Genomic DNA, 22,200 nt, shown 5'->3' on the forward strand with positions numbered 1-22,200 from the left:
CGTTAGTCATCATACGACATTCGACCGGAGTCGGCGATGCTGCGTAAACCCTTATCCGGAAAGACCCTACTATTTCTTTACCAGCAAACCGCTTGCGTCCCCCCTCCCCTCGTTGTACGATGACATACAACGACATCGCCAATGTGGCTCGTATGCCGTTCCCGACGAACCCAGCACTCGCGCTAGACGGACGACCCAACCATGACCTCACCGCAAGAACTCAAACAGATCATTTCCCACGGCCTGCTGTCGTTTCCGCTGACGGACTTCGACGCCGAAGGCAGCTTCCGCCCGTCCACCTATGCCGAGCGCCTGGAATGGCTCGCGCCGTACGGTGCGAGCGCACTGTTCGCGGCCGGCGGCACCGGTGAATTCTTCTCGCTCACGCAGCGCGAGTATTCGGACGTGATCCGTGTCGCGACGGAAACCTGCAAGGGCAAGGTGCCGATCCTCGCCGGCGCGGGCGGCGCGACGCGCGTCGCGATCGAATATGCGCAGGAGGCCGAGCGCCTCGGCGCGAGCGGCGTGCTGCTGATGCCGCATTACCTGACCGAAGCCAGCCAGGAAGGGATCGCCGACCACGTCGAGCAGGTGTGCCGTGCGCTGAAGATCGGTGTCGTGGTGTACAACCGCGCGAATTCGAAGCTGAACGCCGACATGCTCGAGCGCCTCGCCGATCGTTGCCCGAACCTGATCGGCTTCAAGGACGGGGTGGGCGAAATCGAAAGCATGGTGACGATCCGCCGCCGGCTCGGCGACCGGTTCGCGTACCTCGGCGGGCTGCCGACGGCTGAAGTCTATGCCGCCGCGTACAAGGCGCTCGGCGTGCCGGTGTATTCGTCGGCCGTGTTCAACTTCATCCCGAAGACGGCGATGGCATTCTACGAAGCGATCGCGAAGGACGACCACGCCACGGTCGGCCGCCTGATCGACGAATTTTTCCTGCCGTACCTGAAGATCCGCAATCGCCGCGCGGGCTACGCGGTCAGCATCGTGAAGGCGGGCGCGAGGCTCGTCGGCCATGACGCAGGCCCGGTGCGTGCGCCGCTCGTCGATCTCACCGACGAAGAAGCGGCGGAGCTCGACGTGCTGATCAAGAAGATGGGGCCGCAATAAGCGGTGTTCGTCGGCGGCGCACGTCGCATTGGCACCGCGCCGGCAGTGCTACATCGCGGCCGGCATTCGCCGGCCGCGCCCTTTTGCGCGCTTTCCGCGATGACGCACGCATCCGCCGCCATGCGTGTCGCCACCGTCACATCTGCGCGATGACCCCGACGATCCGGTAACGCACGTTCCCCAGCTTGACGCGTGTCGCCTCGATCTGGTCCTGCGCACCCGATCGCGCGCGCGAATTCGATTCGCTGCCGAGGATCTGCCCGAGTACGTCGCGGTCAACGACCGCGTCGAAGAACCGGCCGACCGTGATCGTCGCCGACTGCTTCGCGGTCGCGAGCTGGCTGTTCGCCTGCATCAACGCTTCGGTGCGCAGGCCCGGATCGCGTTCATCGATGCCGCGCCGGTACTGGAGCGCGAACACCAGCGCTTCCATGTCCTGCCGGAAACGGCGAACGGCTTGACCGAACACGAGCGAATGCGCGTCGGAACCGGTGACGAGCCGCCCCTGGTTGATCGTGATGTCGAATTCGCTGCCGCCCAGGTCGCGCTGGAATTCCAGCAGTGCATTCGCGAGCACGCGTCCTTCGCTGTACTGGCCAATCTGGGTGCGCACGGATTTCGCGACGTCGCCGATCGCTTTCCACAATCCGGCCGCGAACAGGTGGTCGCCACGTTTGTTGATATTCATGGATTCGGTACCCTTTTAGACTTTTTCTCGATCTCTCAGGTTTCGCCCGCAGGTCGGTCGACCCGGGGCTTCGGTACTGTAGGAGAAAAGCGGGCGGCGGGAAAGCCGGCCCCAAAGCTGCGATGCAAAAAAGGCGGAAGCGGCTTACCGGCCACTTCCGCCTTTTCGTTTGTTGCAACCCGCAAGCACCCAGGCTCACCGGTCGCAATGGAACGCTCCCTCAATCGAGGTGCGTCATCACTCCGCCTTCCCGTCCCGCAGCCGCGGAATCGCGAGCGGATTGCTTTCCTGCAACCCTTCCGGCAGCAGATCGTCCGGGAAATCCTGGTAGCACACCGGCCGCAGGAAACGCTCGATCGCCGTCGCGCCGACCGACGTGACGGCCGGGTTCGACGTGGCCGGGAACGGCCCGCCGTGCACCATCGCGTCGCACACCTCGACGCCGGTCGGGTAGCCGTTGACCAGCAGGCGGCCCGCCTTGCGTTCAAGGATCGGCAGCAGCCGGCGCGCGAGCGGCTTGTCGTCGGCATCCATCTGCAGCGTGGCCGTCAGCTGGCCTTCGAGCGCTTCGAGCACGCGCGCGACTTCGTCGAGATCGCGGCAACGCACGATCAGCGACGCCGGCCCGAACACCTCGTGGCTGAACGCCGGCTCGGCGAGGAACGCCTGCGCACCGACTTCGTACAGCGCGCCGCCGGCCTGGCAGTCGGTCTGCGCCGCCTCGCCCGCGCCGATTTCACGCACGCCCGGCAGTTCGGCCAGCTTGCCGCGGCCGTTGCGATACGCATCGGCGATGCCGCGCGTGAGCATCACGCCGGCCGGCTTCTTTGCGAGCGCCTGCGCGGCGACGGTTTCGAAGCGGTCGAGATCGGGGCCGTCGATCGCGAGCACGAGGCCCGGGTTGGTACAGAACTGGCCGACGCCCAGCGTCAGCGAATCGACGAAGCCCGTCGCGATCGCGTCGCCGCGCGCGGCAAGCGCCGCCGGAAACAGCACGACGGGGTTGATGCTGCTCATTTCCGCGTAGACGGGAATCGGCTGCGGGCGCGCGTTCGCGAGCTGCACGAGCGCCATGCCGCCCTGCCGCGACCCCGTGAAGCCGACCGCCTGGACCGCCGGATGGCTGACGAGCGCCGCGCCGATCACGCGGCCGGGGCCGACCAGCAGCGAGAACACGCCCGCCGGCATCCCGGTTTTCGCGACGGCGGCGCGGATCGCGCGGCCCACCAGCTCGGACGTGCCGAGGTGCGCCTCGTGCGCCTTCACGATCACCGGGCAGCCGGCCGCGAGCGCCGACGCCGTATCACCGCCGGCCACCGAGAACGCGAGCGGGAAATTGCTCGCGCCGAACACGACGACGGGCCCGAGCCCGACTTTCTGCAGCCGCAGGTCCGAACGCGGCAGCGGCGTGCGCGCCGGCTGCGCGGGATCGATCGACGCGGCGAGAAAGCGCCCGTCGCGCACGACGCGCGCGAACAGCCGGAGCTGGCCGACGGTACGACCGCGCTCGCCCTGCAGCCGCGCGACGGGCAGGCCCGTTTCGGCGTGCGCGCGCTCGATCAGCGCGTCGCCGAGCGCGACGATTTCATCCGCGATCGCGTCGAGAAACGCCGCCCGGGCCGCGAGCGGCTGCGCGCGGTACGCGTCGAACGCATCGCGCGCGAGTTCGCATGCGCGCTCGACGTCGGCCTGCGACGCAACGCCGAACGCCGGCGCGTCGATCGGCTCGCCCTTCGACGGGTCGAACGCGCGCAAGGTACCGGCCGAGCCGGCGACCGCTTCGGCGCCGATCAGCATCTCTCCAGTCAGTTGCATGGGGTGTGCTCCGTGGTTCGGGAATAGGTCGTTTATTGTAGCTCAACAGATATGATGTCCGCCCACCTTGCTTCAATATTCGCGTCAATGATCGGGCGGGTGCCGGCACGCGCAAAACCCTTATTTCACGCGCCAATATCTGGGATTTTTACGCCTTCACGTCACCATCCAGAGGGAAAACCCGAGGTTTCTGCGTCTGATTATTGCCAATAAACTGTCGCCAAGTCATACGACGACATACATTAAAGTGTCTAATCAAACCCCTTCTCGCGAGCTTCCGCTCGACCTCGCGCGCACCGCGCGCCGGACCGCCGTGCGCTACTGGATCCTGGCGATGCTGTTCGTCGTCACGACGCTCAACTATGCGGACCGCGCGACGCTGTCGATCACCGGCACGCCGATCCGCAAGGCGTTCGGCATCGATCCGGTGACGATGGGCTACATCTTCTCGGCGTTCAGCTGGGCGTACGTGCTCGCGCAACTGCCGAGCGGCTGGCTGCTGGACCGCTTCGGCGCGCGGCGCGTGTATGCGGCCAGCATCTTCCTGTGGTCGGCGTTCACGCTGCTGCAGAGCACGATCGGCCTCGGCGGCAGCGCCGCGTTCGCGGTCGCCGCGCTGTTCGCGATGCGCTTCGCGGTCGGCATCGCCGAAGCCCCCGCCTTTCCGGCGAACGCGAAAGTGGTCGCGAGCTGGTTCCCGACCGCCGAACGCGGCACCGCGTCGGCGATCTTCAACGCCGCGCAGTACTTCGCGGCCGTGGTGTTCTCGCCGCTGATGGCGTGGCTGACGCATGCGTACGGCTGGCACCAGGTGTATCTGTGGCTCGGCCTCGCGGGCATCGCGCTCGCGTTCCTGTGGCTGCGGGTCATGAAGGATCCGGCCGACCATCCGGCCGTGAACCGCGCGGAACTCGAGCATATCGAGCAAGGCGGCGGCCTCGTGCGCACCGCCACACGCAGCGGCAACGGCGCGCGCTCCGAAAGCAGCCGCGTGGCCGGCTGGTACTACGTGCGCCAGCTGCTGTCGAACCGGATGCTGATCGGCGTATATCTGGGCCAGTATTGCGTGAACGTGCTCACGTACTTCTTCCTCACGTGGTTCCCGATCTACCTCGTGCAGGCGCGCGGGATGTCGCTGCTGAAGGCCGGCTTCATGACGTCGCTGCCCGCGATCTGCGGGTTCCTCGGCGGCGTGCTCGGCGGGATGCTGTCGGACGGGCTGATCCGCCGCGGCGTGTCGCTCACGCTCGCGCGCAAGATCCCGATCGTCGGCGGAATGGCGCTGTCGATGGTCATCATCGGCTGCAACTACGTCGACAGCGAAGTGCTGGTGATCGTGCTGATGGCCGTGTCGTTCTTCGGCAAGGGGATCGGCTCGCTCGGCTGGGCCGTCGTCGCGGATACCGCGCCGAAGGAAGCGATCGGCCTGTCGGGGAGCCTGTTCAACATGTTCGGCAACACGGCCGGCATCGTCGCGCCGATCGCGATCGGCTACCTCGTCGGCGCGAGCGGCTCGTTCAACGGCGCGCTCGTGTTCGTCGGGCTGAACGCGCTCGTCACCGTGTTCAGCTATCTCGTGATCGTGAAGGACATCAAACGCGTCGAACTGCGTCATCGCGACGCCTGACGTTCGGCTTCAAGACAAAACGACGGCGGCCGCATGAAAACGGCCGCCGTTGTTGCATTCGACCTCGGGTACCGGCCGTCAGATCGATGAATGCGCGACGCGCAGCATGTCGTGCACGCCGGACGTCATCAGCGCGAGGAACGCGAGCAGGCCCACGTAGCAGAGCGCGTACGTCGTCTTCGTCTCGATCGACGTCGCGTAGTACACGCGGTTCTCCGGCGCGTCGGGATCGTAGCGCCACGCACGCCTCAGCTGCGGCAGCGCGAGGATCGCCATCACGATCAGCAGCGGGCTCGGGCGGTACACGAACAGCGCGATCAGCACCGGCACGCCCGCGAACCAGATGCGCGGCGACAGCACCGCGGTGATCCGCCCGCCGTCGAACGGCGACAGCGGAATCATGTTGAACAGGTTCAGGAAGAAGCCCGTGTACGACAGCGCGAGCAGCAGGTTGCTGTCGGTGTGGCGCGCGGCCGCGTAGCAGGCCAGCGCGCCGAGCGTGCCGACGAACGGCCCGGCAAGCCCGACGTACGCCTCGGTTTCCGCGTCGTGCGGCATCTCCTTCAGCTGGATCCAGGCACCGACGAACGGGATGAAGGTCGGCAGCCCGACGTCGAGCCCGCGCCGCTGCGCGGCGATATAGTGGCCGGCCTCGTGCACCAGCAGCAGCGCCACGAAACCGGCGGCGAACCGCCAGCCGTAGAACAGCGCGTAGACCGCGATCGACGCCAGCATGGTGCCCGCCGACATGAGCACCTTGCCGAGCTTCAGGCCGCCGAAGATCAGCAGCAACAGCTTCGTCATTCCTTGCGCTCCGTGCCGGATACGTCGGCGACGCTGGATGCCTCGGCGACGGCCGGCACCGCGGCCGCCTTCGGCTTGCGCCCGAAGAAGCGCTTCAGTGCCGCACCACCGGCCAGCAGCGCGACCGCGCCGATCTTGAAGAACTTCACCGCAAACGCGCCGATCAGCGCGAGCAGGCCGAGCTTCTTCGCGCCGACGCCGACGATCAACGCCGCGAGGCCGTATTCGGCGACGTGGTCGGTCGACTTGTTGAAATCGGCGTAGCGCTTGCCGTCGTTGAAGCGGATGTTCGACAGCAGTTCGTCGGCCGACGCCTTGTATTTCGGCAGGTCGGCCAGCGTCGACGCCATCGTCAGCGACAGGTAGCCGTCACGGCCGAGCACGAGCGTCCGGTAGTTCACGCCGTCGTTCTCGGCGTTCGGGGCCGCGCCCTTGTCGCGGATGATCGCGGACCACACGAGCCGGTGCGTGGCGGCGTCGTAGGCGGGCGCCTTCGCCCAGCCGACCACCTCGGTCTCCGGCAGGCCGCGCTCCTTGCGCCCCGGGTTGTCTTCCTCGGTGCCCGACTGCAGGCTCTTCAGCAGTTCGTCGGGCTTCCAGTCCTTCGCGTCGTCGTCGCGGATATAGCCGCTCGGCTCGAACGACACGACCGAAATCCAGTCGGCATCGGGATCGTCGGGCAGCACGAGGCCGACCAGCTTGGATTCGTCGATCGAGTTGCCCATCGAGCGCAGGTAGCGGCCGGCTTCGGCAGCCGGCACGAACGATTCGCCGGCTTTCAGCTTCAGCACGGCTTCGTGTTTCACGTCGATATCGGTCGGGCCCTTCACGACCGCGTCGTTGGCGGCCGCGGCGGCGGCCCTCATTTCCACCTGCGCAGCTTCGGTCTGCGCGTGGCCGGTGGTCGCGGCGAATGCGAGCGTCGCCACGCAGGCGAGCCGGACGGCAAGTTTTTTCATTGTTGGATTCCCCTGGAATGCCTTGTCGTAAATATGCACGCCACCGGCCCAGGCGTTTTCAATCGCGGGTCCGGCGTCGTCTCTCAGTTGGCACGGGGGCTATGGTAACGCAGCGCGGTGACGCGCCCGGGGAGCGGCGCGATGCTTACGTCCGAGGTAATGCCCAAGGTACGCGGGATTGCCTATCATCTGCCACATGAACCCGACCGCCGCCCTCCATTCGCCCTCCCCGTCCGCCGGCCGCGCGCCAGGCATCGGCCCGCTGCTGCGCACGTGGCGGCAACGCCGCCGCCTGAGCCAGATGGCGCTCGCGCTCGACGCGGACGTCTCCGCGCGCCACCTGAGCTTCGTCGAATCGGGCCGCGCGCAGCCGAGCCGCGAGATGGTGCTGCATCTTGCCGAGCGTCTCGACGTACCGCTGCGCGAACGCAATGCGCTGCTCGTCGCGGCCGGCTTCGCGCCGCTATTCCGCGAACGGCCGTTTTCGGATCCGCAACTGGATGCCGCGCGCCATGCGGTCGAAGCCGTGCTGCGCGGCCACGAGCCTTATCCGGCGCTCGCCGTGGACCGCCACTGGACGCTGCTCGCCGCGAACCGGATGCTCGGCGCGCTGGTCGCGCAAGCCGACCCGGCGCTGCTGCAGCCGCCCGTCAACGTGCTGCGGCTGAGCCTGCATCCGGACGGGCTCGCGTCGCAGATCGTCAACTGGCACGAATGGCGCGCGCACATCCTGCATCGGCTGCAGCGACAGATCGATGCGAGCGGCGACCGCACGCTGCACACGCTGCACGACGAACTCGCCGCGTATCCGGCGCCGGCCGGCCAGCCCGACGACACGCAGGCGCGCACCGACTTCGCGGAGATCGCCGTGCCGCTGCGGCTGCGCACGGCGGCCGGCGAACTGACGTTCTTCAGTACGACGACGGTGTTCGGCACGCCGGTCGACGTGACGCTGTCGGAACTCGCAATCGAGGCGTTCTTTCCGGCGAACCCGGAGACGGTGGAGGCCATGCGGGCGCTGGCGGATGCGTTGCCGGAGGAATAAAGCCGGCCGGCGCGCCGGCGCCGCGGCCGCGATCAGCGGCGCTCGAGCGCCAGCTTCACGCCGAGCCCCAGCAGCACCACCCCGCTGACGCGATGCATGCGCGTCAGGATGCGCGGATTGCGGCGGATCGATGCAGACAGCAGGCCCGCGAACAACGCGACTGGCCCTTTGACGAGAAACGTCAGGCCGGCAAACGTCGCGCCCAGCACGAACAGCGACAGCATCGGATGCGCGGTGCCCACCGGCACGAATTGCGGCAGGAACGCCAGATAGAAGAGCGCGACCTTCGGATTCGACACGTTGGACAGCGCGCCTTGCGCGAACGTGCGAAGCCGCGATGCCGGCGCACCGTCGCGGCCGCTCGCGAGCGTCAGTTCGCCCGACGAACGCAGCAACGTGATGCCGAGGTACAACAGATACAGCGCACCGATCACCTTCAGCGCCGTGAACAGCCATTCGGATGCCTGAAGAAGCGCGCCCAGACCGAGCGTCGCGAGCATCGTATGAACGAGCAGCCCGACGCTGACGCCCGCGGCCGTCACGAGGCCCGCGCGCGTGCCGCCGGACAGCGTGCGTGACATCACGAGCACCATGTCCTGACCCGGCGTGACGATGATCAGAAGCGACGTTGCGATGAACGGCAGCCAGGATAGATGTGACATGGGAGCGCTCCTGAAGGGATAGCCGGCGGGCGGGAATCGCCCGGCCGGTCTTCAGATTATCGGTGCCCTTCCGTGGAGATTGGATGCGTATTTGGCTACGTGAGATCCGCGATTTGGAGCTAATCTCTAGTTTTCAAGCTTCTGGTAGCAAAAAATGCCAATCAAACTGGACGCGATCGACCGGCGCATTCTGCGTGCATTGCAACGGAATTCGAACCAGACGAATGCCGAACTAGCACAACAGGCCGGGCTGTCGCCCACGCCATGCCTGCGCCGCGTTCATCTGCTCGAGGAACAAGGCGTGATCGACGCATATGTCGCGCTCTTGAACCCGGCTGCCGTCGACCTGCGATTCACCGCGTTCGTGCGCGTCACGCTGGAGCGCCAGGATAAGACCACCGTCGAACGCTTTGCGCGCGAAATAGAGCAAGCGCCCGAAGTACTCGAATGTCATCTGATGGCCGGCAGCTACGACTATCTGCTGCGCGTGATCGCGCGCGATCTCGACGACTACCAGCGCTTTCAGATGGAAACGCTCACGCAGATCGAAGGCGTCCGCAACGTCGAAACGGAGATTCCGCTGAAACGCATCAAGCAGACGGTTCGCCTGCCGATCTAGGCATCCAGAAACGTCACGGCCTGCCCTGCCGGCTCCCCGTTCAGTTCGCCATCGCGCACCACGACCTGCCCGCGCACGACCGTATGCACGGGCCAGCCCGTCACCGCGCACCCGTCATAGGGCGTCCAGCCGCTCACGCTGGCGATCCATTCGTCCCGGATCACGCGACGCGCTCGCAAGTCGACGATGCTGAAATCGGCGTCGTAACCCACCGCGATCCGCCCTTTCCCCGCGATGCCGAAGATGCGCGCCGGCCCGGCACTGGTCAGGTCGACCAGCCGCGCGAGGCTCAGGCGGCCCGCCTGCACGTGATCGAGCATCAGCGGCAGCAGCGTCTGCACGCCGGTCATCCCGCTCGGCGATTGCGGATAAGGCCGGCGTTTTTCGTCGCGCGTATGCGGCGCGTGATCGCTGCCGATCACATCGACCACGCCATCTCGCACGGCCTGCCAAAGCGCATCCTGATGATGCCGCTCGCGCACCGGCGGATTCATCTGCGCGAACGTGCCGAGCCGCGCGTAGCAATCGGGCGCGTGCAGGCTCAGGTGATGCGGCGTGACCTCGACGGTCACGCGATGCCGGTGTTGCGCGAGAAACGCCATTTCCTCGGCAGTGGACACGTGCAGCACATGCAGCCGCCGGCCCGTCTCGGCAGACAGCCCGACGATGCGCCGCGTCGCCGCCAGCGCGCTTTCCTCGTCGCGCCAGCGAGGATGATCACGCACGTCGCCGCTGGCTTCGACGAGCGCCCGGCGTTCGCGCAGCCGCGCCTCGTCTTCCGCATGCACGGCCATGCGCCGCCGCCCGCTGCGCACGATCCGGCGCAACACGGCTTCGTCGTCGGCCAGCAGGTCGCCGAACGAACTGCCCATGAAGACCTTCACGCCCGCGCAGCCCGGCAGGTTTTCGAGTACCGGCAGCCGTTCGGCGTTCGCGGCCGAGCCGCCGATGTAGAACGCGTAGTCGCACCAGGCACGGCCGCGCGCAAGATCCAGCTTGGCCTGCAGATCCTGCGCGGTCAGCGTCAGCGGATGCGTGTTGGGCATCTCGAAGATCGTCGTGACGCCGCCGAGCACCGCGCCGCGCGTGCCGGCCTCGAGGGTCTCCTTGTGCGTCAAGCCCGGTTCGCGGAAATGCACCTGGCTGTCGACGACGCCCGGCAACACGTGCAGGCCGCCGGCGTCCAGCAGGACGTCGGCGCTCCACGTGCCGTGCAATGCGCCCAGCGCGACGACACGGCCGTCCACGCACGCGATGTCGATCCGCTCAGCCCCGTTGGGCGTCATCGCCGTGCCGCCGTGCACGAGCAGGCCGGCGTGACGTCGCCGCAGCGCATCGCTCACGCCCGCTTCACGTCGGATAGGCTCGTCCATGACTCAGAACTCGTTCTGGATGTGCTTGTAGCCCAGTACCAGCGCATTGTTCGTGCGTGCGACGTCCTCGGAGAAATCGCTTGCGTCGGCCGTCACCTGCGGCAACGCGGCGAGATCGGTTTCCGGCCCGATGCGCTCGGTCGAACGCACGTAGAAACCCGGCGGCAGATGGCAGCCGTCGACGACCGCGTTGTAGCGCACCACGCAGCCGTCGTCGATCGTGCAGTTGAACAGCACGCTGTTGAAGCCGACGAACACACCGTTGCCGACCTTGCACGGGCCGTGGACGATCGCGCGATGCGCGATCGACGTGTGCTGGCCGATGGTGACGCTCGCGCCCGACTTCGAATGGATCACCACGCCGTCCTGGATGTTCGAATGCGCGCCGATCACGATCGGCGCGATCCGGCCGCCGGCATCCGTTTCGTCGGCGCGGATCACCGCGTACGGGCCGATGAACACGTTCTCCTCGACGATCACGAGCCCGCACAGAATGGCGGTCGGATCGACGAAGGCGCTCGGGTGAATCTGCGGCAGGTCGCCGCGCGGGTTCTTTCTGATCATCAGGATTCCTGCCTTGAAAGGGGGTGGCCGCGCTTGATCCGCTCGAACAGGCCCGGATCGCGCCACTGTGCGGCGATGGCCGGCGCGAACACGATGTCGTCCAGGTCGATGCGGCCCATGCGCGGGTTGAACGCATCGTCGCGAAAGCACTGCGCGTAACCGGTCTCGGTCTCGTGAACGATGATCGAATGCAGCCGAACGTCGGCTTCGCCGTTCGTCATGCGGGTGCTGGACAGCGCCGCATCGACGAGGCGAAAGAACACGCGCGAGAACTGCTCGGCGCTCGGCGACACGGGCAGCAGCACCCAGCGCTCGGAATGCCGGCGCATGCTTTCGACATAACACGGGTCGTCGTCCGTCCACAGCGTCACCGCGTGATCGAACGCGTCGATCAGGTCGCGCACGTCGCCCTTGAGCAGCCCGAAGTCGTAGATCATCTGCCCGTGATCCAGCGCGTGCGCTTCCAGCAGCAGCTCGACGCGGTACGAATGGCCGTGGATCGAATGCGAGCAGCGCCGCGTGCTGCAGCCGCGCACGACGTGCGCGTTCTCGAAGCGGAACAGCTTGCGGATCAGCATGCGTCGGCGCCTTCGCGCACCGGCGCGGCCCAGGCCACCGCATCGTGCGGATGCAGGCTTTCCAGATGGCGCACGTGCACGTGCGGGGTCGCATGGTGGCCGTCCAGCGCGGCCTGGACCCGGCGAGCGGCGTCCTCGACGAACATCAGGTTGCCGCCGTTCAGCACCGCGAAGGCCTGCTCGTCCGCGCGCTTGACGGCCGTCTGCACCGGCGTGCCGAGCGCGTGCTCGATGCGATCGATCAGGTCGATCAGCCCCAGCGTCGCGCCATCGGCGGGCAGCGCCACGCTGACGACGGCTTCGCTGCGCTGGCTGTGCGGCGTGGCCGCCGTCGCGTGCCGCTTCAGCCACGCGGCGACCGCCGCCGGCTCCACGCGATCGTCGCGACCGAATGCCGCCAGGAACGCCTGCTCGACCCAGTGCCGCGACAGCGCGGCGGAGCACGGGCACGTCGACGAATAGACGACCGTCACCTGCGCGCGCAGCGCGAACCGGGAGCCGGTCAGCATCGCGTCGATCCGGACCGGATAGGCTTTCCATCCGGCCAGCCCGTCCGTCACCAGCGCGGCGCGGCGTGCCAGCAAGTCGAAGCGCAACCGCAGCCGCGCGCTGCGCGTGTCGCAGTCGCGATGGCTGTCGACCATCGCGTGCAGCACACGCTGAAGGCCGGCCGGCGACAGCGCCGCGCCATCATCGAGCCCGTCGAGCAGCCGGTACAGCCGCGACATGTGGATGCCCTTCACGTGCGGCGCAGGCAGATCGACCTGCACGTCGGCGCGCGCATGCACGTCGCGCCGGCAGCCGGGTTCGGCCACTGCAACGGGCAGGTCGATGCCCTGCATGCCAACCCATTCGAGCGGGCGGCCACCCGGCGCGGCATCGGTCAGGGAAATATCGGGAAGCGGTGCGTTCATGCTCGGAATCCGGTGGAGCGCCTTCTCCATCCGGATCGATGCAGGAAGCGCGGTCAGGTCAGGGCCAGTCGCGAAACGGGTTGTCCCACGTGGTCCAGTGTTCGGGGCCGGTGGCCATCTCGGCGTCGGTCAGCAGACACGCGTCGAAGCGTGCGCGTAGCGCCGGCTCGTCCATGTCCATGCCGATCAGCACGAGCTCCTGCCGCGCATCGCCGACGTGCTCGTCCCAGCGCGCGCGGATCTGCGCGACGGCTTCCGCATCCTGCGGCCAGCGCTCGGGCGGCATGGCCGCCCACCAGTAGCCGGCCGGCCCGTGCCGCGCGACCGCGCCGGCCTGCGACCACGAGCCGGCGACGGTCGGATGGGTGGCGAGCCAGAAGAATCCCTTCGAGCGGACGACGCCCGGCCATTCGCTTTCGACGAGATCGAAGAAGCGCTGTGGATGGAACGGCCGGCGCGCACGATAGACGAAGCTGCGGATGCCGTACTCGTCGGTCTCGGGCGTGTGCGTGCCGCGCATCTCCTGCAGCCAGCCCGGCGCGCGCGATGCGGCTTCGAAGTCGAACAGGCCCGTGTCGAGCACGCGCTCGAGCGGCACCTTGCCGAACTCGGCGATCTCGATCCGTGCGCGCGGGTTCAAACCGCGCAGCAGCGCGACCAGCTGCTCGCGCGCGCTTGCGTCAATCAGGTCGATCTTGTTGATCACGATCACGTCGCAGAACTCGATCTGGTCGATCAGCAGATCGACGACCGTGCGCGCATCTTCCTCGCCCATCGATTCGCCGCGCGACTGCAGGCTGTCGCGCGACGCGTAGTCGCGCAGGAAATTGAACGCGTCGACCACCGTCACCATCGTGTCGAGCCGTGCGACTTCGCCGAGGCTGCGGCCGTCCTCGCCTTCGAACGTGAACGTCTCGGCCACCGGCAGCGGCTCCGAGATGCCGGTCGATTCGATCACGAGCTGGTCGAACCGCCCTTCGCGTGCGAGCCGGTCGACCTCGATCAGCAGGTCCTCGCGCAGCGTGCAGCAGATGCAGCCGTTGCTCATCTCGACCAGCTTCTCGTCGGTGCGCGACAGCCCCGCGCCGCCGTCGCGCACGAGCGCGGCGTCGATGTTGACCTCGGACATGTCGTTGACGATGACCGCGACGCGCCGGCCCTCGCGATTGTTCAGGATGTGGTTGAGCAGCGTCGTCTTGCCGGCGCCGAGGAAGCCGGACAGGACGGTCACGGGAAGCCGCGTGGACGGGGAGAGTGCGGGGCTCATCGGGCGATTCCGGGAGGAGAGTGGACGATCATCGAGTGATACATAGTATCGCAACGATATAACATATCATTTCAAACGTCCAGCATGCCGGTTAGGTTTTGTCCGGAGCGGACCGCGCCGCTCCGGCATCACGCCGTCATGTATAGAGCGACGCCTGCGGCAACTCGCCCGTCAACGCGAACCGGCCCACATCCCGCAGCCGGTAGTCGAGCGGATCGTGCAGCGTATGCGTGCGCGCGTTCCGCCAGAAGCGGTCGAGGCCGAGCGACGCGGCTGTCGCGCGTGCGCCGCAGGCGTCGAACAGCGCCTCGCCGTTCTCGAGCGCCGCGCGCTGCGCGACGATCTTCGCCTCCGATACCGCGAGCGCCACCTCGGCGCGCTCGTCCGCCGTCAGCGCATCCTGTCGCGCCCATGCACGCTGCAACGCGGCGGCCGCGCGATCGGCCAGCACCGCCGCGGCGATCGCCCGCACGCGCATGTCGCCGAAGCGCTGCAGCGTGTACGGATCGTCGCTCGCCTGCGCGACCTCCGACTGGATCCACGGGCGGCCATGCTTCAGCACGTAGTCGCGCGCTTCCGCCAGCGCGCCTTCCGCGAGCCCGACGAACAGGTTGGTCAGCACGAGCTGCGACACGAGCGTGCGCAGTGTCGCGCGCGGGGTCGGCGGCGTCTCGGAACGGTGCAGTACCTCGTCCGCCGCAAGCGTCACGCCGTCGAAGCGCACGCTGCCGCTGTCGGTCTGGCGCTGGCCGATCGGATCCCAGTCTTCGTTGACCGTGATCCCCGCACGATCGGTCGGCACCACGCCGAACACGGTGCGGCCAGTGTCCGGATCGTGCGCGGACACCGTCATCCGCTGCGAGCCGCGCGTGCCCGAACAGAAGCCCTTCACGCCCTCGAGCCGGTAGCCGCCGTCAGGCGTGGCCGTGGCCACGAGCCGCGTGTCGAGCGGATTGACCGCGTTGCCCCACCACCATTGCTGCTCGACCGTGCCGCGCAGGTAGCGTTCGCGCTGCGCGGCGTTGCCCCACACGTCGACGCTCACCACCTGCAGGCACTGGAACCCGACGAGATGCGCGAGCGCGCTGTCGACGCGCGCGATCTGCCGGATCGCATCGTAGATCTCGGGCCATGCGGCTTCCTGCCCGCCGAACGCACGCGGCACCGCGAGCGTCAGCAGGCCCGCATCGGCGAGCCACCGCTTCTCCTGCGCCGCATGACCGCCCGCGCGGTCGCGCGCGGCGGCCGTGGTGCGCAACGCGTCGATCGCGCGCGCCAGCGCGACGGGGTCGAAAGCAGGCGTATCGGTATCGGGCGCAAAGGTCGCCGGGCCACGCGGATCGTTCATGCGACGGCTTCCTGCGCAACCGCTTCACCCGACAGCGGCACCAGCGCGTCGAGCTGGCGGCCGGTCAGCCGCGACAGGATCTCGCGCCGCCAGTCGTCGTAGATCGCGCGGTATTCGGCGATATCCGCGCCGAACACGTGTGCGGTATGCGCGTACTCGTCGTGCAGATAACCGTCGAGCCGCGCCTGCGTTTCCTCGTCGGCCGCGATCACGCGATCGATCAGCGCATCGCGTTCGGCCACCGGCAGCGCCTTCAGCGTGTCGAACCACCACTGGACGATCTGCACGCGATGCCATTCCTCGTCCGGCCGGATCCGGTTCTCGCCATGCTCGCGCATCGCGGAATCGCCGATGAGGCCGGTCTTGCGCTGGATCCACAGCTTCGCGAGGATGTGCAGCTCGTAGTGCCATTCGAACGCGAGAAAGCCCGCGATGTCGCGCACCGCGATGTCGCCGATGCGCGCCCAGTGCGCGGAGACGAGGCGGTCGACTTCCGGCAGCGGATCGCGCCCCGTCAGTTCGGTCACGCGTTCGCGGCCGATCACCGCGTGCGCGCCGTCGTCGCCGAGCTGGCGCGACAGGATCAGCTGGAAATGCGGATCGTCGCGGAACAGCGTGTCGATCGCCTTCGCGACGACCTGCACGATGAACAGGTCGTGCGACGCCATCTTCGTGTAGTAGTCGGCGACGGCGGCCAGCTCGTCGTCGTTGTGCGGCTCGCGCGGCGGCGTGGCGAGCTTCGCCGGGAAGTCAGGACGATGGCGTCGCGCCACGTCGAGAAACAACGCTTCCTCGAATTGTCCGTTCCATTCGCGCGGCGCGCCGATGGGCAAGGTCATAGGTTCTTTCTCTCAGGATCATGAATGAAGCGAGCGGACTCTTGTGGCGTCGCTCAGGTACGCCGGGTCACACGTCGGACCAGGCGGTCGCCCGTGATTTGCACGGCCGAGACGAGCGCGATCAGGATCACGATCACGGTCGCCATGACGGTGGTGTCGAAACGCTGGTAGCCATAGCGGATCGCGAGATCGCCGAGGCCGCCCGCGCCGACGGCGCCCGCCATCGCCGTCGAGCCGATCAGCGCGACGACGGTAATGGTGAAGCCGCCGAGCATGCCGGGCAGCGCTTCGGGCAGCAGCACGTGCCAGACGATGTGGCGGCGCTTCGCGCCCATCGCGAGCGCGGCCTCGATCAGCCCGCGGTCGACTTCACGCAGGCTCACCTCGGCGATCCGCGCGAAGAACGGGATCGCGGCGATCGACAGCGGCACGACGGCCGCCCAGACGCCGATCGTCGTGCCGATCAGCACGCGCGTGAACGGCAGCAGCGCGACGAGCAGGATGATGAACGGCGTCGAGCGGAACACGTTGACGAGCGCGCCGAGCACCGCGTTCACGCCGCGCCGCTCGTAGATGCCGCCGGGCGCGGTCGTCACGAGGATCACCGCGAGCGGGATGCCGATCAACGCGGCAATCATGGCCGATGCGGCGACCATCGACAGCGTGTCGCGGATCGCGTCGAGCAGTTCGGGCCACCAGAGGTCAAACATAGCCGAGCACCTCCGCGTGATTCGCGTGGCGACGCGCGCGTTCGAGCAGCGCGGCTACTGCACCGCCGCGGGCCGGCGGTTGGCCGGCATCTTCCGCGCGCAGGGCTGCCGCGATCACGAGCCGCCCCTGTGCGTGCCCCTGGATGCGCTCGATCCCGCCGTGCAGGAACCTCACCGAACCGCCGAGCGCCACTGCAAGCGCGCCGACATCCGGCTCGCCGCCGCTCTCGCCCGTATAGCGGACGTCGAGCACGACCTGCGCGCCTTCAGGCAACGCGGCTTGTTCCGGCAACGGCTGCACGCGCGCGGCCAGTTCGGCCGGCAGGTCGTGCACGAGCGTGCTGAGCAGCGCGCGCGTCGCGCCGTGGCGCGGATCGCCGAACACGCGCCACACGGGGCCCGTTTCGACGACTTCGCCCTGCTCGATCACCGCGACCGTGTCGCACACCGCGCGGATCACTTCCATCTCGTGCGTGATCAGCACGATCGTCAGCCCGAGGCGGCGGTTGATGTCGGCGAGCAGCGCGAGGATCGACTGCGTCGTCTCGGGATCGAGCGCCGACGTCGCCTCGTCGCACAGCAGCACCTCCGGATCGTGCACGAGCGCGCGGGCAATGCCGACGCGCTGCTTCTGCCCGCCCGACAGGCTGGCCGGATACGCGTCGCGCTTCGCGGCGAGCCCGACGAGTTCGAGCAGCGCCTCGACCTTGCGCACGCGCTCGGCCTTCGGCACGCCGGCGATCTTCAGCGGCAGCGCGACGTTCTCGAACACCGTCTTCGCGGACAGCAGGTTGAAATGCTGGAACACCATGCCGGTGCGGCGCCGCAGCGCGACGAGGCCATCCTCGTCGAGCGCGCCGACGTCGACGCCCTGCACGCGCACGCGGCCCGAGCTCGGCCGTTCGAGGCCGTTCACGAGCCGCAGCAGCGTCGACTTGCCGGCGCCGCTGCGGCCGATGATCCCGAAGACCTCGCCGCGCCGCACGTCGAGCGTCACGTCGCGCAGCGCGGCGGCCTGGCCGCGCGGCGTCGCGAACACCTTGCCGACCTGCTCCAGCGACACGGCAACGCCGCCGGCCGGTTCGGCCAACGCAGCCGCTGCGTCATGCGTCGCGGCAGCCGTGGCGGCCCGCACGGCCGACGTATCGATGAAACCCAGCGTATCGAACAATTGCGTCATCGCTTCGCTCCGTCACGTTCAGACATGCGCGGGATGCGCGGATTCGGCGTGCACGGCGGCGCCCGGCCGGTGCTGCGCGCCCGTATGCCACGCGGGCAGGCGCGGGCCCGCGCCGAACAGCTTCTCGCGCAGCGTGGGCGCGGGATCGTAGTCTTCCTTGTAGACGCCGCGGTTCTGCAGCTCGGGCACGACCCAGTCGACGAAATCCTCGAACGATTCGGGCATCACGGTGCGCGTCAGGTTGAAGCCGTCGATCCCGGTCTCGTCGATCCACGACTGCAGCTCGTCCGCGACCTGCGACGGCGAGCCGACGATCGGCGCATAGCGGCCGCCGAGCGACATCTGTTCGAGCATGCGGCGCACGGTCCACGTGCCGGTCGTGCTCTTGCGCGAGATCGCGTCGACGGCCGACTGGATCGAATCGGTCTTCACATACGAAATCGGCTCGTCGAGGCCGTACTTCGCGAAGTCGATGCCGGTCGAGCTCGCGAAATGCGCGAGGCCCGCTTCGGCGCTCGCGTAGCGCCGGTATTCGTCGAATTTCTCGCGTGCCAGAAGTTCGGTTTCCGCCGTCACGACGCTCACGCCGGCAAAGATCTTGATCGACGCCGGGTCGCGGCCCTGCCGTGCAGCGGCCGCGCGAATGTCGAGTGTCGCCGCGCGCGCGGCGGCCTTGCTTTGCCCGTTCACGAACACGCATTCCGCGTGACGCCCCGCGAACTCGACGCCGCGCGCGGACGAACCGGCCTGGTACAGCACCGGCGTGCGCTGCAGCGACGGCTCGCTCAGATGAATCGCGTCGATCGAATAGAACGGTCCGTCGTGCTTCACGCGCCGCACCTTGCCCGGCTGCGCGAACACGCGCGCCTTCGCGTCGCGGATCACCGCATCGTCGTCCCAGCTCTGTTCCCACAGCTTGTAGACGACGTCCATGTAGTCGTCCGCGCGCTCGTAGCGGTCGTCGTGGCCGATCTGCTGCGCGAGGCCCATGCCGCGCGCGGCGCTGTCGAGATAGCCGGTGACGATGTTCCAGCCCACGCGCCCTTTGGTCAGGTGGTCGAGCGTCGACATGCGGCGCGCGAACAGGTAAGGCGGTTCGTAGGTGAGGTTCGCGGTCACGCCGAAGCCGAGGTGCCGCGTGACCTGCGCCATCGCGGGCACCAGCAGCAGCGGATCGTTGACGGGCACCTGCACCGATTCGCGCAGCGCGGTGTCGGGCCCGCCGCCGAACACGTCGTACACGCCGACGATGTCCGCGAGGAAGATCCCGTCGAACTTGCCGCGCTCGAGCGTCTTCGCGAGGTCGGCCCAGTAGTCGAGATCGGTGTAGTGCGCCGAGCGGTCGCGCGGATGCGTCCACAGCCCGTGGTTGATGTGCCCGACGCAGTTCATGTTGAACGCGTTGAGCAGGATTTTCTTGCGGTTCGCCGTCGTCATGCCGCCTCCGTCACCACGCGATCGCGTACAGCGAGCCGAACGCGTTGTCGAGCGCCTTGCGCACCGCCGGCGAGTGCTGGTAGATCGAGATGAACTTGCGGATGCGCGGATCGTTCACGCTGTCCGGGCGCACGACCCACTGGATCGCGAAGATCTTGTTCTCGGTGCCGTCGAACAGCAGCGCGCTGTTCGGGTCGGTCGTGCCGGCGAGCTTGATGAAGCTCGGGTAGCCCTGCGCGAGATCGACGTCGTCGAGCGAACGTGCGAGCTGCGACGCTTCGAGCGGGATGATCTTCAGGTGCTTCGGGTTCGACACGATGTCGTGCGTCGTCGCGCGGTAGTCGGCGCCCGGCGTCAGCGTGATGAGCCCCGCGCGCTGCAGCAGCAACAGCCCGCGCCCGCCGTTCACCGGATCGTTCGCGATCGCGACCTTCGCGCCGTCCTTCAGCTCGCTGAAGCTTTTCACCTTCTTCGAATAGAGGCCGATCTTCATGATCGTGCCGGGCGCGATCGACACGAAGTTGTAGCCGCCCTGCTTGTTCGCGTTCTCGAGAAACGGGATGTGCTGGAAGTAGTTGACGTCGATGTCCTTGTTCGCGAGCGCCGCGTTCGGCGTATTCCAGTCGGTGAATTCGACGATCTTCACGTCGAGCCCCTGCGCCTTCGCCTCCTTCGCGGCAACTTTCAGCGCTTCGATTTGCGGGCTGGTCGAGATGCCGACCTTCAGCGGCGCGGTGTCGGCGTGCGCGCCATTGAGCAATGCGACGCCAAGCACGGCGGCAGCCAGCAGGCGCGCGACGCGGCCGGCGGAAAAGCGGGCGGAAAAAACGGCATGCAGCATGAAACCACTCTCCTGTCCAAAGACGGTATCGATGGATGAGCGACGCCGCGGCGAACGCACGGGCGTTCTCCGGACAGAGGTCAAACGCATCGGAAAAGATCAGCCGATGATAGAGAGCGGCGCGGGGGCGGTCTACGAAGCGATTGTGCGAAGAAAATCGCGCGCGGCGATATGGCGGGCGGCCATGCGGGATCGGAGGTGCGACCGGGCGCCCGGCCGGCCGCCAGGCCGAAATCTCGGCCTGGGCGCCGGGCGAATTCCGAAATCTCGGCCAGCCGGTCGGGGCCGCCTTTCCGCAGACGAAACAAAATCCTTATAAATCAATGCATTAAAAATCTTCCGGCGAGCGGGATTTCTGGCACGGGGGTTGCGTAATAGACGGCACACGATGCCGCGAAGCCATGCAGGCATACCAACATCAGGAGACACGTCTTGCAGACCTCTATCCATACCCCGTCCCATCCGGAGCCGGTTTCCGACGCCGTCGCCGCCCCGCGCGCGCGCTTCTGGCCGGAAGGCTGGTGGAAACTGATGGAAATCCGCATCGGCATCATTCCGCTGCCCGTCTACTTCATCCTGCTCGCGCTGATCGTCGGCTTCTCGGTGACCGGCAAGGTGCCCGGTGAAATCTCGATGGCGATCGCGGTGCTCGCGTTCTTCGGCTTCACCTGCGCGGAACTGGGCAAGCGCCTGCCGCTCTTGCGCAACATCGGCGCGGCCGCGATCTTCGCGACCTTCGTGCCGTCCGCGCTCACGTACTACCACGTGCTGCCGAAGCCGGTGCTGAACCTCACCGTCGAGTTCACGAAGTCGACCAACTTCCTGTACCTGTTCATCGCGTCGATCATCGTCGGCAGCATCCTGAGCATGGATCGCCGCGTGCTGATCCAGGGCTTCGTGAAGATCTTCATCCCGCTCGCGGCCGGCTCGGTCGCGGCCGCGATCGTCGGCACGGCGGTCGGCACCGTGCTCGGCCTCGGCGCGCGCCACACGCTGCTGTACATCGTCGTGCCGATCATGGCCGGCGGCGTCGGCGAAGGCGCGATTCCGCTGTCGATCGGCTATTCGGAATTGATGCATCTGCCGCAAGGCGAGATGTTCGCAATGGTGCTGCCGCCGGTGATGCTCGGCAGCCTGACCGCGATCATCCTGTCGGGCGCGCTCGACATGCTCGGCAAGCGCTTCCCGCACCTGACCGGCAACGGCCGCCTGCAGGTCGGCGAATCGGGCGACATGACGCCCGAGAACGAGGAAATCCGCGGCCACGTCGACGTCTCGCACATCGCGGGCGCCGGCATCACCGCCATCACGCTGTATCTGGTGGGCCTGATGGCGCACAAGCTGTTCGGCCTGCCCGCGCCGGTCGCGATGCTGTTCCTCGCGGTGCTCGTGAAGCTCGCGCGTGCGGTGTCGCCGCCGCTGCAGGAAGGCGCGTTCGTCGTCTACAAGTTCTTCTCGACCGCCGTCACGTACCCGCTGCTGTTCGCGATCGGCGTCGCGATGACGCCGTGGGACAAGCTGACCGCCGCGTTCACGATCGTCAACGTCGTCACGATCGTGTCGACCGTCGCGACGCTGATGGGCACCGGTTTCGTGGTCGGCCGCCTGATGAAGATGTACCCTATCGACACCGCAATCGTGAACGCCTGCCATAGCGGGCAAGGCGGCACCGGCGACGTCGCGATCCTGACTGCCGCGAACCGGATGCAGCTGATGCCGTTCGCGCAGATCGCGACGCGGATCGGCGGCGCGATCGTCGTCACGGTCACGCTGATCCTGGTCGCCCACTTCGGATGACGCGCCGCCGCGCGCAC

At 67.6% G+C, this 22,200-nt stretch carries 21 protein-coding genes; 5 read left to right on the plus strand and 16 right to left on the minus strand.

Translation table 11 applies throughout. The features are described 5' to 3' along the window. Nucleotides 1-201 precede the first annotated feature (201 nt). On the plus strand, nt 202-1,116 hold the full coding sequence (gene kdgD / locus CFB41_RS29680; RefSeq protein ID WP_089459051.1) for a 5-dehydro-4-deoxyglucarate dehydratase: 915 nt from the start codon (nt 202-204) through the stop codon (nt 1,114-1,116). A gap of 136 nt (nt 1,117-1,252) precedes the next feature. Here the strand turns inward: kdgD and CFB41_RS29685 are convergent, their stop codons facing one another. Both CFB41_RS29685 and CFB41_RS29690 read right to left on the minus strand, forming a co-directional pair. Beyond that, on the minus strand, nt 1,253-1,804 hold the full coding sequence (locus tag CFB41_RS29685; protein ID WP_089429010.1) for a hypothetical protein: 552 nt from the start codon (nt 1,802-1,804) through the stop codon (nt 1,253-1,255). Nucleotides 1,805-2,041: 237 nt separating this feature from the next. Continuing rightward, complete coding sequence (locus CFB41_RS29690) at nt 2,042-3,619, minus strand: aldehyde dehydrogenase (NADP(+)) (RefSeq protein ID WP_089459052.1); 1,578 nt, start codon at nt 3,617-3,619, stop codon at nt 2,042-2,044. 247 nt (nt 3,620-3,866) lie between these two features. Between CFB41_RS29690 and CFB41_RS29695 the strand changes: the two genes are divergently transcribed. Then, nucleotides 3,867-5,246 carry an MFS transporter gene (locus CFB41_RS29695; protein WP_089459053.1) on the plus strand — a complete coding sequence of 460 codons (1,380 nt, stop codon included), beginning with the start codon at nt 3,867-3,869 and terminating at the stop codon, nt 5,244-5,246. Between the two features lie 78 nt (nt 5,247-5,324). Here the strand turns inward: CFB41_RS29695 and CFB41_RS29700 are convergent, their stop codons facing one another. Together CFB41_RS29700 and CFB41_RS29705 are read right to left on the minus strand one after the other, a co-directional pair. Then, nucleotides 5,325-6,050 (minus strand): site-2 protease family protein, encoded by a 726-nt coding sequence (locus tag CFB41_RS29700; RefSeq protein ID WP_089459054.1) that lies wholly within the window; start codon nt 6,048-6,050, stop codon nt 5,325-5,327. Continuing rightward, nucleotides 6,047-7,009, minus strand: coding sequence for a DUF2167 domain-containing protein (locus CFB41_RS29705; protein WP_089441566.1), 963 nt, complete (start codon nt 7,007-7,009; stop codon nt 6,047-6,049). The genes CFB41_RS29700 and CFB41_RS29705 overlap by 4 nt, the downstream gene beginning before the upstream one ends. 196 nt (nt 7,010-7,205) lie before the next feature. Here CFB41_RS29705 and CFB41_RS29710 point away from each other — a divergent pair, with 196 nt between their 5' ends. Beyond that, on the plus strand, nt 7,206-8,054 hold the full coding sequence (locus tag CFB41_RS29710) for a helix-turn-helix domain-containing protein (protein ID WP_089459055.1): 849 nt from the start codon (nt 7,206-7,208) through the stop codon (nt 8,052-8,054). A gap of 32 nt (nt 8,055-8,086) precedes the next feature. Here CFB41_RS29710 and CFB41_RS29715 read toward each other — a convergent pair whose 3' ends face one another. After that, nucleotides 8,087-8,716 carry a LysE family translocator gene (locus CFB41_RS29715; protein ID WP_089459056.1) on the minus strand — a complete coding sequence of 210 codons (630 nt, stop codon included), beginning with the start codon at nt 8,714-8,716 and terminating at the stop codon, nt 8,087-8,089. A gap of 154 nt (nt 8,717-8,870) precedes the next feature. Here CFB41_RS29715 and CFB41_RS29720 point away from each other — a divergent pair, with 154 nt between their 5' ends. Next, complete coding sequence (locus CFB41_RS29720) at nt 8,871-9,335, plus strand: Lrp/AsnC family transcriptional regulator (protein ID WP_089459057.1); 465 nt, start codon at nt 8,871-8,873, stop codon at nt 9,333-9,335. Here CFB41_RS29720 and CFB41_RS29725 read toward each other — a convergent pair. The 11 genes from CFB41_RS29725 to CFB41_RS29775 form a co-directional block, all read right to left on the minus strand. Next, nucleotides 9,332-10,708 (minus strand): dihydroorotase, encoded by a 1,377-nt coding sequence (locus CFB41_RS29725; RefSeq protein ID WP_089459058.1) that lies wholly within the window; start codon nt 10,706-10,708, stop codon nt 9,332-9,334. The genes CFB41_RS29720 and CFB41_RS29725 overlap by 4 nt on opposite strands. 3 nt (nt 10,709-10,711) lie before the next feature. Next, complete coding sequence (locus tag CFB41_RS29730; protein WP_089433370.1) at nt 10,712-11,272, minus strand: carbonate dehydratase; 561 nt, start codon at nt 11,270-11,272, stop codon at nt 10,712-10,714. Next, nucleotides 11,272-11,850, minus strand: a complete 579-nt coding sequence (locus CFB41_RS29735) for a 6-carboxytetrahydropterin synthase (protein ID WP_089459059.1) — start codon at nt 11,848-11,850, stop codon at nt 11,272-11,274. Before CFB41_RS29735 ends, CFB41_RS29730 begins: the two co-directional genes overlap by 1 nt. Continuing rightward, nucleotides 11,844-12,764, minus strand: coding sequence for a GTP cyclohydrolase FolE2 (folE2, locus tag CFB41_RS29740; RefSeq protein WP_089459282.1), 921 nt, complete (start codon nt 12,762-12,764; stop codon nt 11,844-11,846). The genes CFB41_RS29735 and folE2 overlap by 7 nt, the downstream gene beginning before the upstream one ends. A 58-nt stretch (nt 12,765-12,822) precedes the next feature. Next, nucleotides 12,823-14,031 (minus strand): zinc metallochaperone GTPase ZigA, encoded by a 1,209-nt coding sequence (zigA, locus tag CFB41_RS29745; protein WP_089459060.1) that lies wholly within the window; start codon nt 14,029-14,031, stop codon nt 12,823-12,825. A gap of 136 nt (nt 14,032-14,167) precedes the next feature. Beyond that, complete coding sequence (locus CFB41_RS29750; RefSeq protein WP_089459061.1) at nt 14,168-15,379, minus strand: acyl-CoA dehydrogenase family protein; 1,212 nt, start codon at nt 15,377-15,379, stop codon at nt 14,168-14,170. Beyond that, on the minus strand, nt 15,376-16,218 hold the full coding sequence (locus tag CFB41_RS29755) for a hypothetical protein (RefSeq protein WP_089459062.1): 843 nt from the start codon (nt 16,216-16,218) through the stop codon (nt 15,376-15,378). The genes CFB41_RS29750 and CFB41_RS29755 overlap by 4 nt, the downstream gene beginning before the upstream one ends. A 53-nt stretch (nt 16,219-16,271) precedes the next feature. Then, a complete protein-coding gene (locus CFB41_RS29760) occupies nt 16,272-16,928 on the minus strand; it encodes a methionine ABC transporter permease (RefSeq protein ID WP_089459063.1) in 657 nt (218 codons plus the stop codon). Continuing rightward, entirely contained in the window at nt 16,921-18,108 is a 1,188-nt protein-coding gene (locus CFB41_RS29765; protein WP_089459064.1) for a methionine ABC transporter ATP-binding protein, read from the minus strand. Before CFB41_RS29765 ends, CFB41_RS29760 begins: the two co-directional genes overlap by 8 nt. Nucleotides 18,109-18,126: 18 nt before the next feature. After that, nucleotides 18,127-19,545: an LLM class flavin-dependent oxidoreductase gene (locus CFB41_RS29770; protein WP_089459065.1), complete on the minus strand. Its 1,419-nt coding sequence runs from the start codon at nt 19,543-19,545 to the stop codon at nt 18,127-18,129. A gap of 10 nt (nt 19,546-19,555) precedes the next feature. Continuing rightward, the gene (locus CFB41_RS29775) at nt 19,556-20,386 is read right to left on the minus strand and encodes a MetQ/NlpA family ABC transporter substrate-binding protein (RefSeq protein WP_039367858.1); all 831 of its coding nucleotides are present in this window, start codon (nt 20,384-20,386) and stop codon (nt 19,556-19,558) included. Between the two features lie 432 nt (nt 20,387-20,818). Between CFB41_RS29775 and CFB41_RS29780 the strand changes: the two genes are divergently transcribed. Next, nucleotides 20,819-22,183, plus strand: a complete 1,365-nt coding sequence (locus CFB41_RS29780; protein ID WP_089459066.1) for a 2-hydroxycarboxylate transporter family protein — start codon at nt 20,819-20,821, stop codon at nt 22,181-22,183. The last annotated feature ends 17 nt before the right edge of the window (nt 22,184-22,200 follow it).

This window comes from Burkholderia sp. AU33803, from assembly GCF_002223095.1.
GTDB lineage: Bacteria > Pseudomonadota > Gammaproteobacteria > Burkholderiales > Burkholderiaceae > Burkholderia.

Bases quoted from the DNA above. Each gene is read 5' to 3' on its own strand.
- CFB41_RS29775 (WP_039367858.1), bottom strand. From the start codon at position 20,386: ATGCTGCATGCCGTTTTTTCCGCCCGCTTTTCCGCCGGCCGCGTCGCG.
- CFB41_RS29735 (WP_089459059.1), bottom strand. From the start codon at position 11,850: ATGCTGATCCGCAAGCTGTTCCGCTTCGAGAACGCGCACGTCGTGCGC.
- CFB41_RS29720 (WP_089459057.1), top strand. From the start codon at position 8,871: ATGCCAATCAAACTGGACGCGATCGACCGGCGCATTCTGCGTGCATTG.
- CFB41_RS29690 (WP_089459052.1), bottom strand. From the start codon at position 3,619: ATGCAACTGACTGGAGAGATGCTGATCGGCGCCGAAGCGGTCGCCGGC.
- CFB41_RS29760 (WP_089459063.1), bottom strand. From the start codon at position 16,928: ATGTTTGACCTCTGGTGGCCCGAACTGCTCGACGCGATCCGCGACACG.
- CFB41_RS29710 (WP_089459055.1), top strand. From the start codon at position 7,206: ATGAACCCGACCGCCGCCCTCCATTCGCCCTCCCCGTCCGCCGGCCGC.
- CFB41_RS29685 (WP_089429010.1), bottom strand. From the start codon at position 1,804: ATGAATATCAACAAACGTGGCGACCACCTGTTCGCGGCCGGATTGTGG.
- CFB41_RS29730 (WP_089433370.1), bottom strand. From the start codon at position 11,272: ATGATCAGAAAGAACCCGCGCGGCGACCTGCCGCAGATTCACCCGAGC.
- CFB41_RS29755 (WP_089459062.1), bottom strand. From the start codon at position 16,218: ATGACCTTGCCCATCGGCGCGCCGCGCGAATGGAACGGACAATTCGAG.
- CFB41_RS29770 (WP_089459065.1), bottom strand. From the start codon at position 19,545: ATGACGACGGCGAACCGCAAGAAAATCCTGCTCAACGCGTTCAACATG.
- CFB41_RS29705 (WP_089441566.1), bottom strand. From the start codon at position 7,009: ATGAAAAAACTTGCCGTCCGGCTCGCCTGCGTGGCGACGCTCGCATTC.
- CFB41_RS29715 (WP_089459056.1), bottom strand. From the start codon at position 8,716: ATGTCACATCTATCCTGGCTGCCGTTCATCGCAACGTCGCTTCTGATC.
- kdgD (WP_089459051.1), top strand. From the start codon at position 202: ATGACCTCACCGCAAGAACTCAAACAGATCATTTCCCACGGCCTGCTG.
- CFB41_RS29725 (WP_089459058.1), bottom strand. From the start codon at position 10,708: ATGGACGAGCCTATCCGACGTGAAGCGGGCGTGAGCGATGCGCTGCGG.
- zigA (WP_089459060.1), bottom strand. From the start codon at position 14,031: ATGAGCCCCGCACTCTCCCCGTCCACGCGGCTTCCCGTGACCGTCCTG.
- CFB41_RS29750 (WP_089459061.1), bottom strand. From the start codon at position 15,379: ATGAACGATCCGCGTGGCCCGGCGACCTTTGCGCCCGATACCGATACG.
- folE2 (WP_089459282.1), bottom strand. From the start codon at position 12,764: ATGAACGCACCGCTTCCCGATATTTCCCTGACCGATGCCGCGCCGGGT.
- CFB41_RS29700 (WP_089459054.1), bottom strand. From the start codon at position 6,050: ATGACGAAGCTGTTGCTGCTGATCTTCGGCGGCCTGAAGCTCGGCAAG.
- CFB41_RS29765 (WP_089459064.1), bottom strand. From the start codon at position 18,108: ATGACGCAATTGTTCGATACGCTGGGTTTCATCGATACGTCGGCCGTG.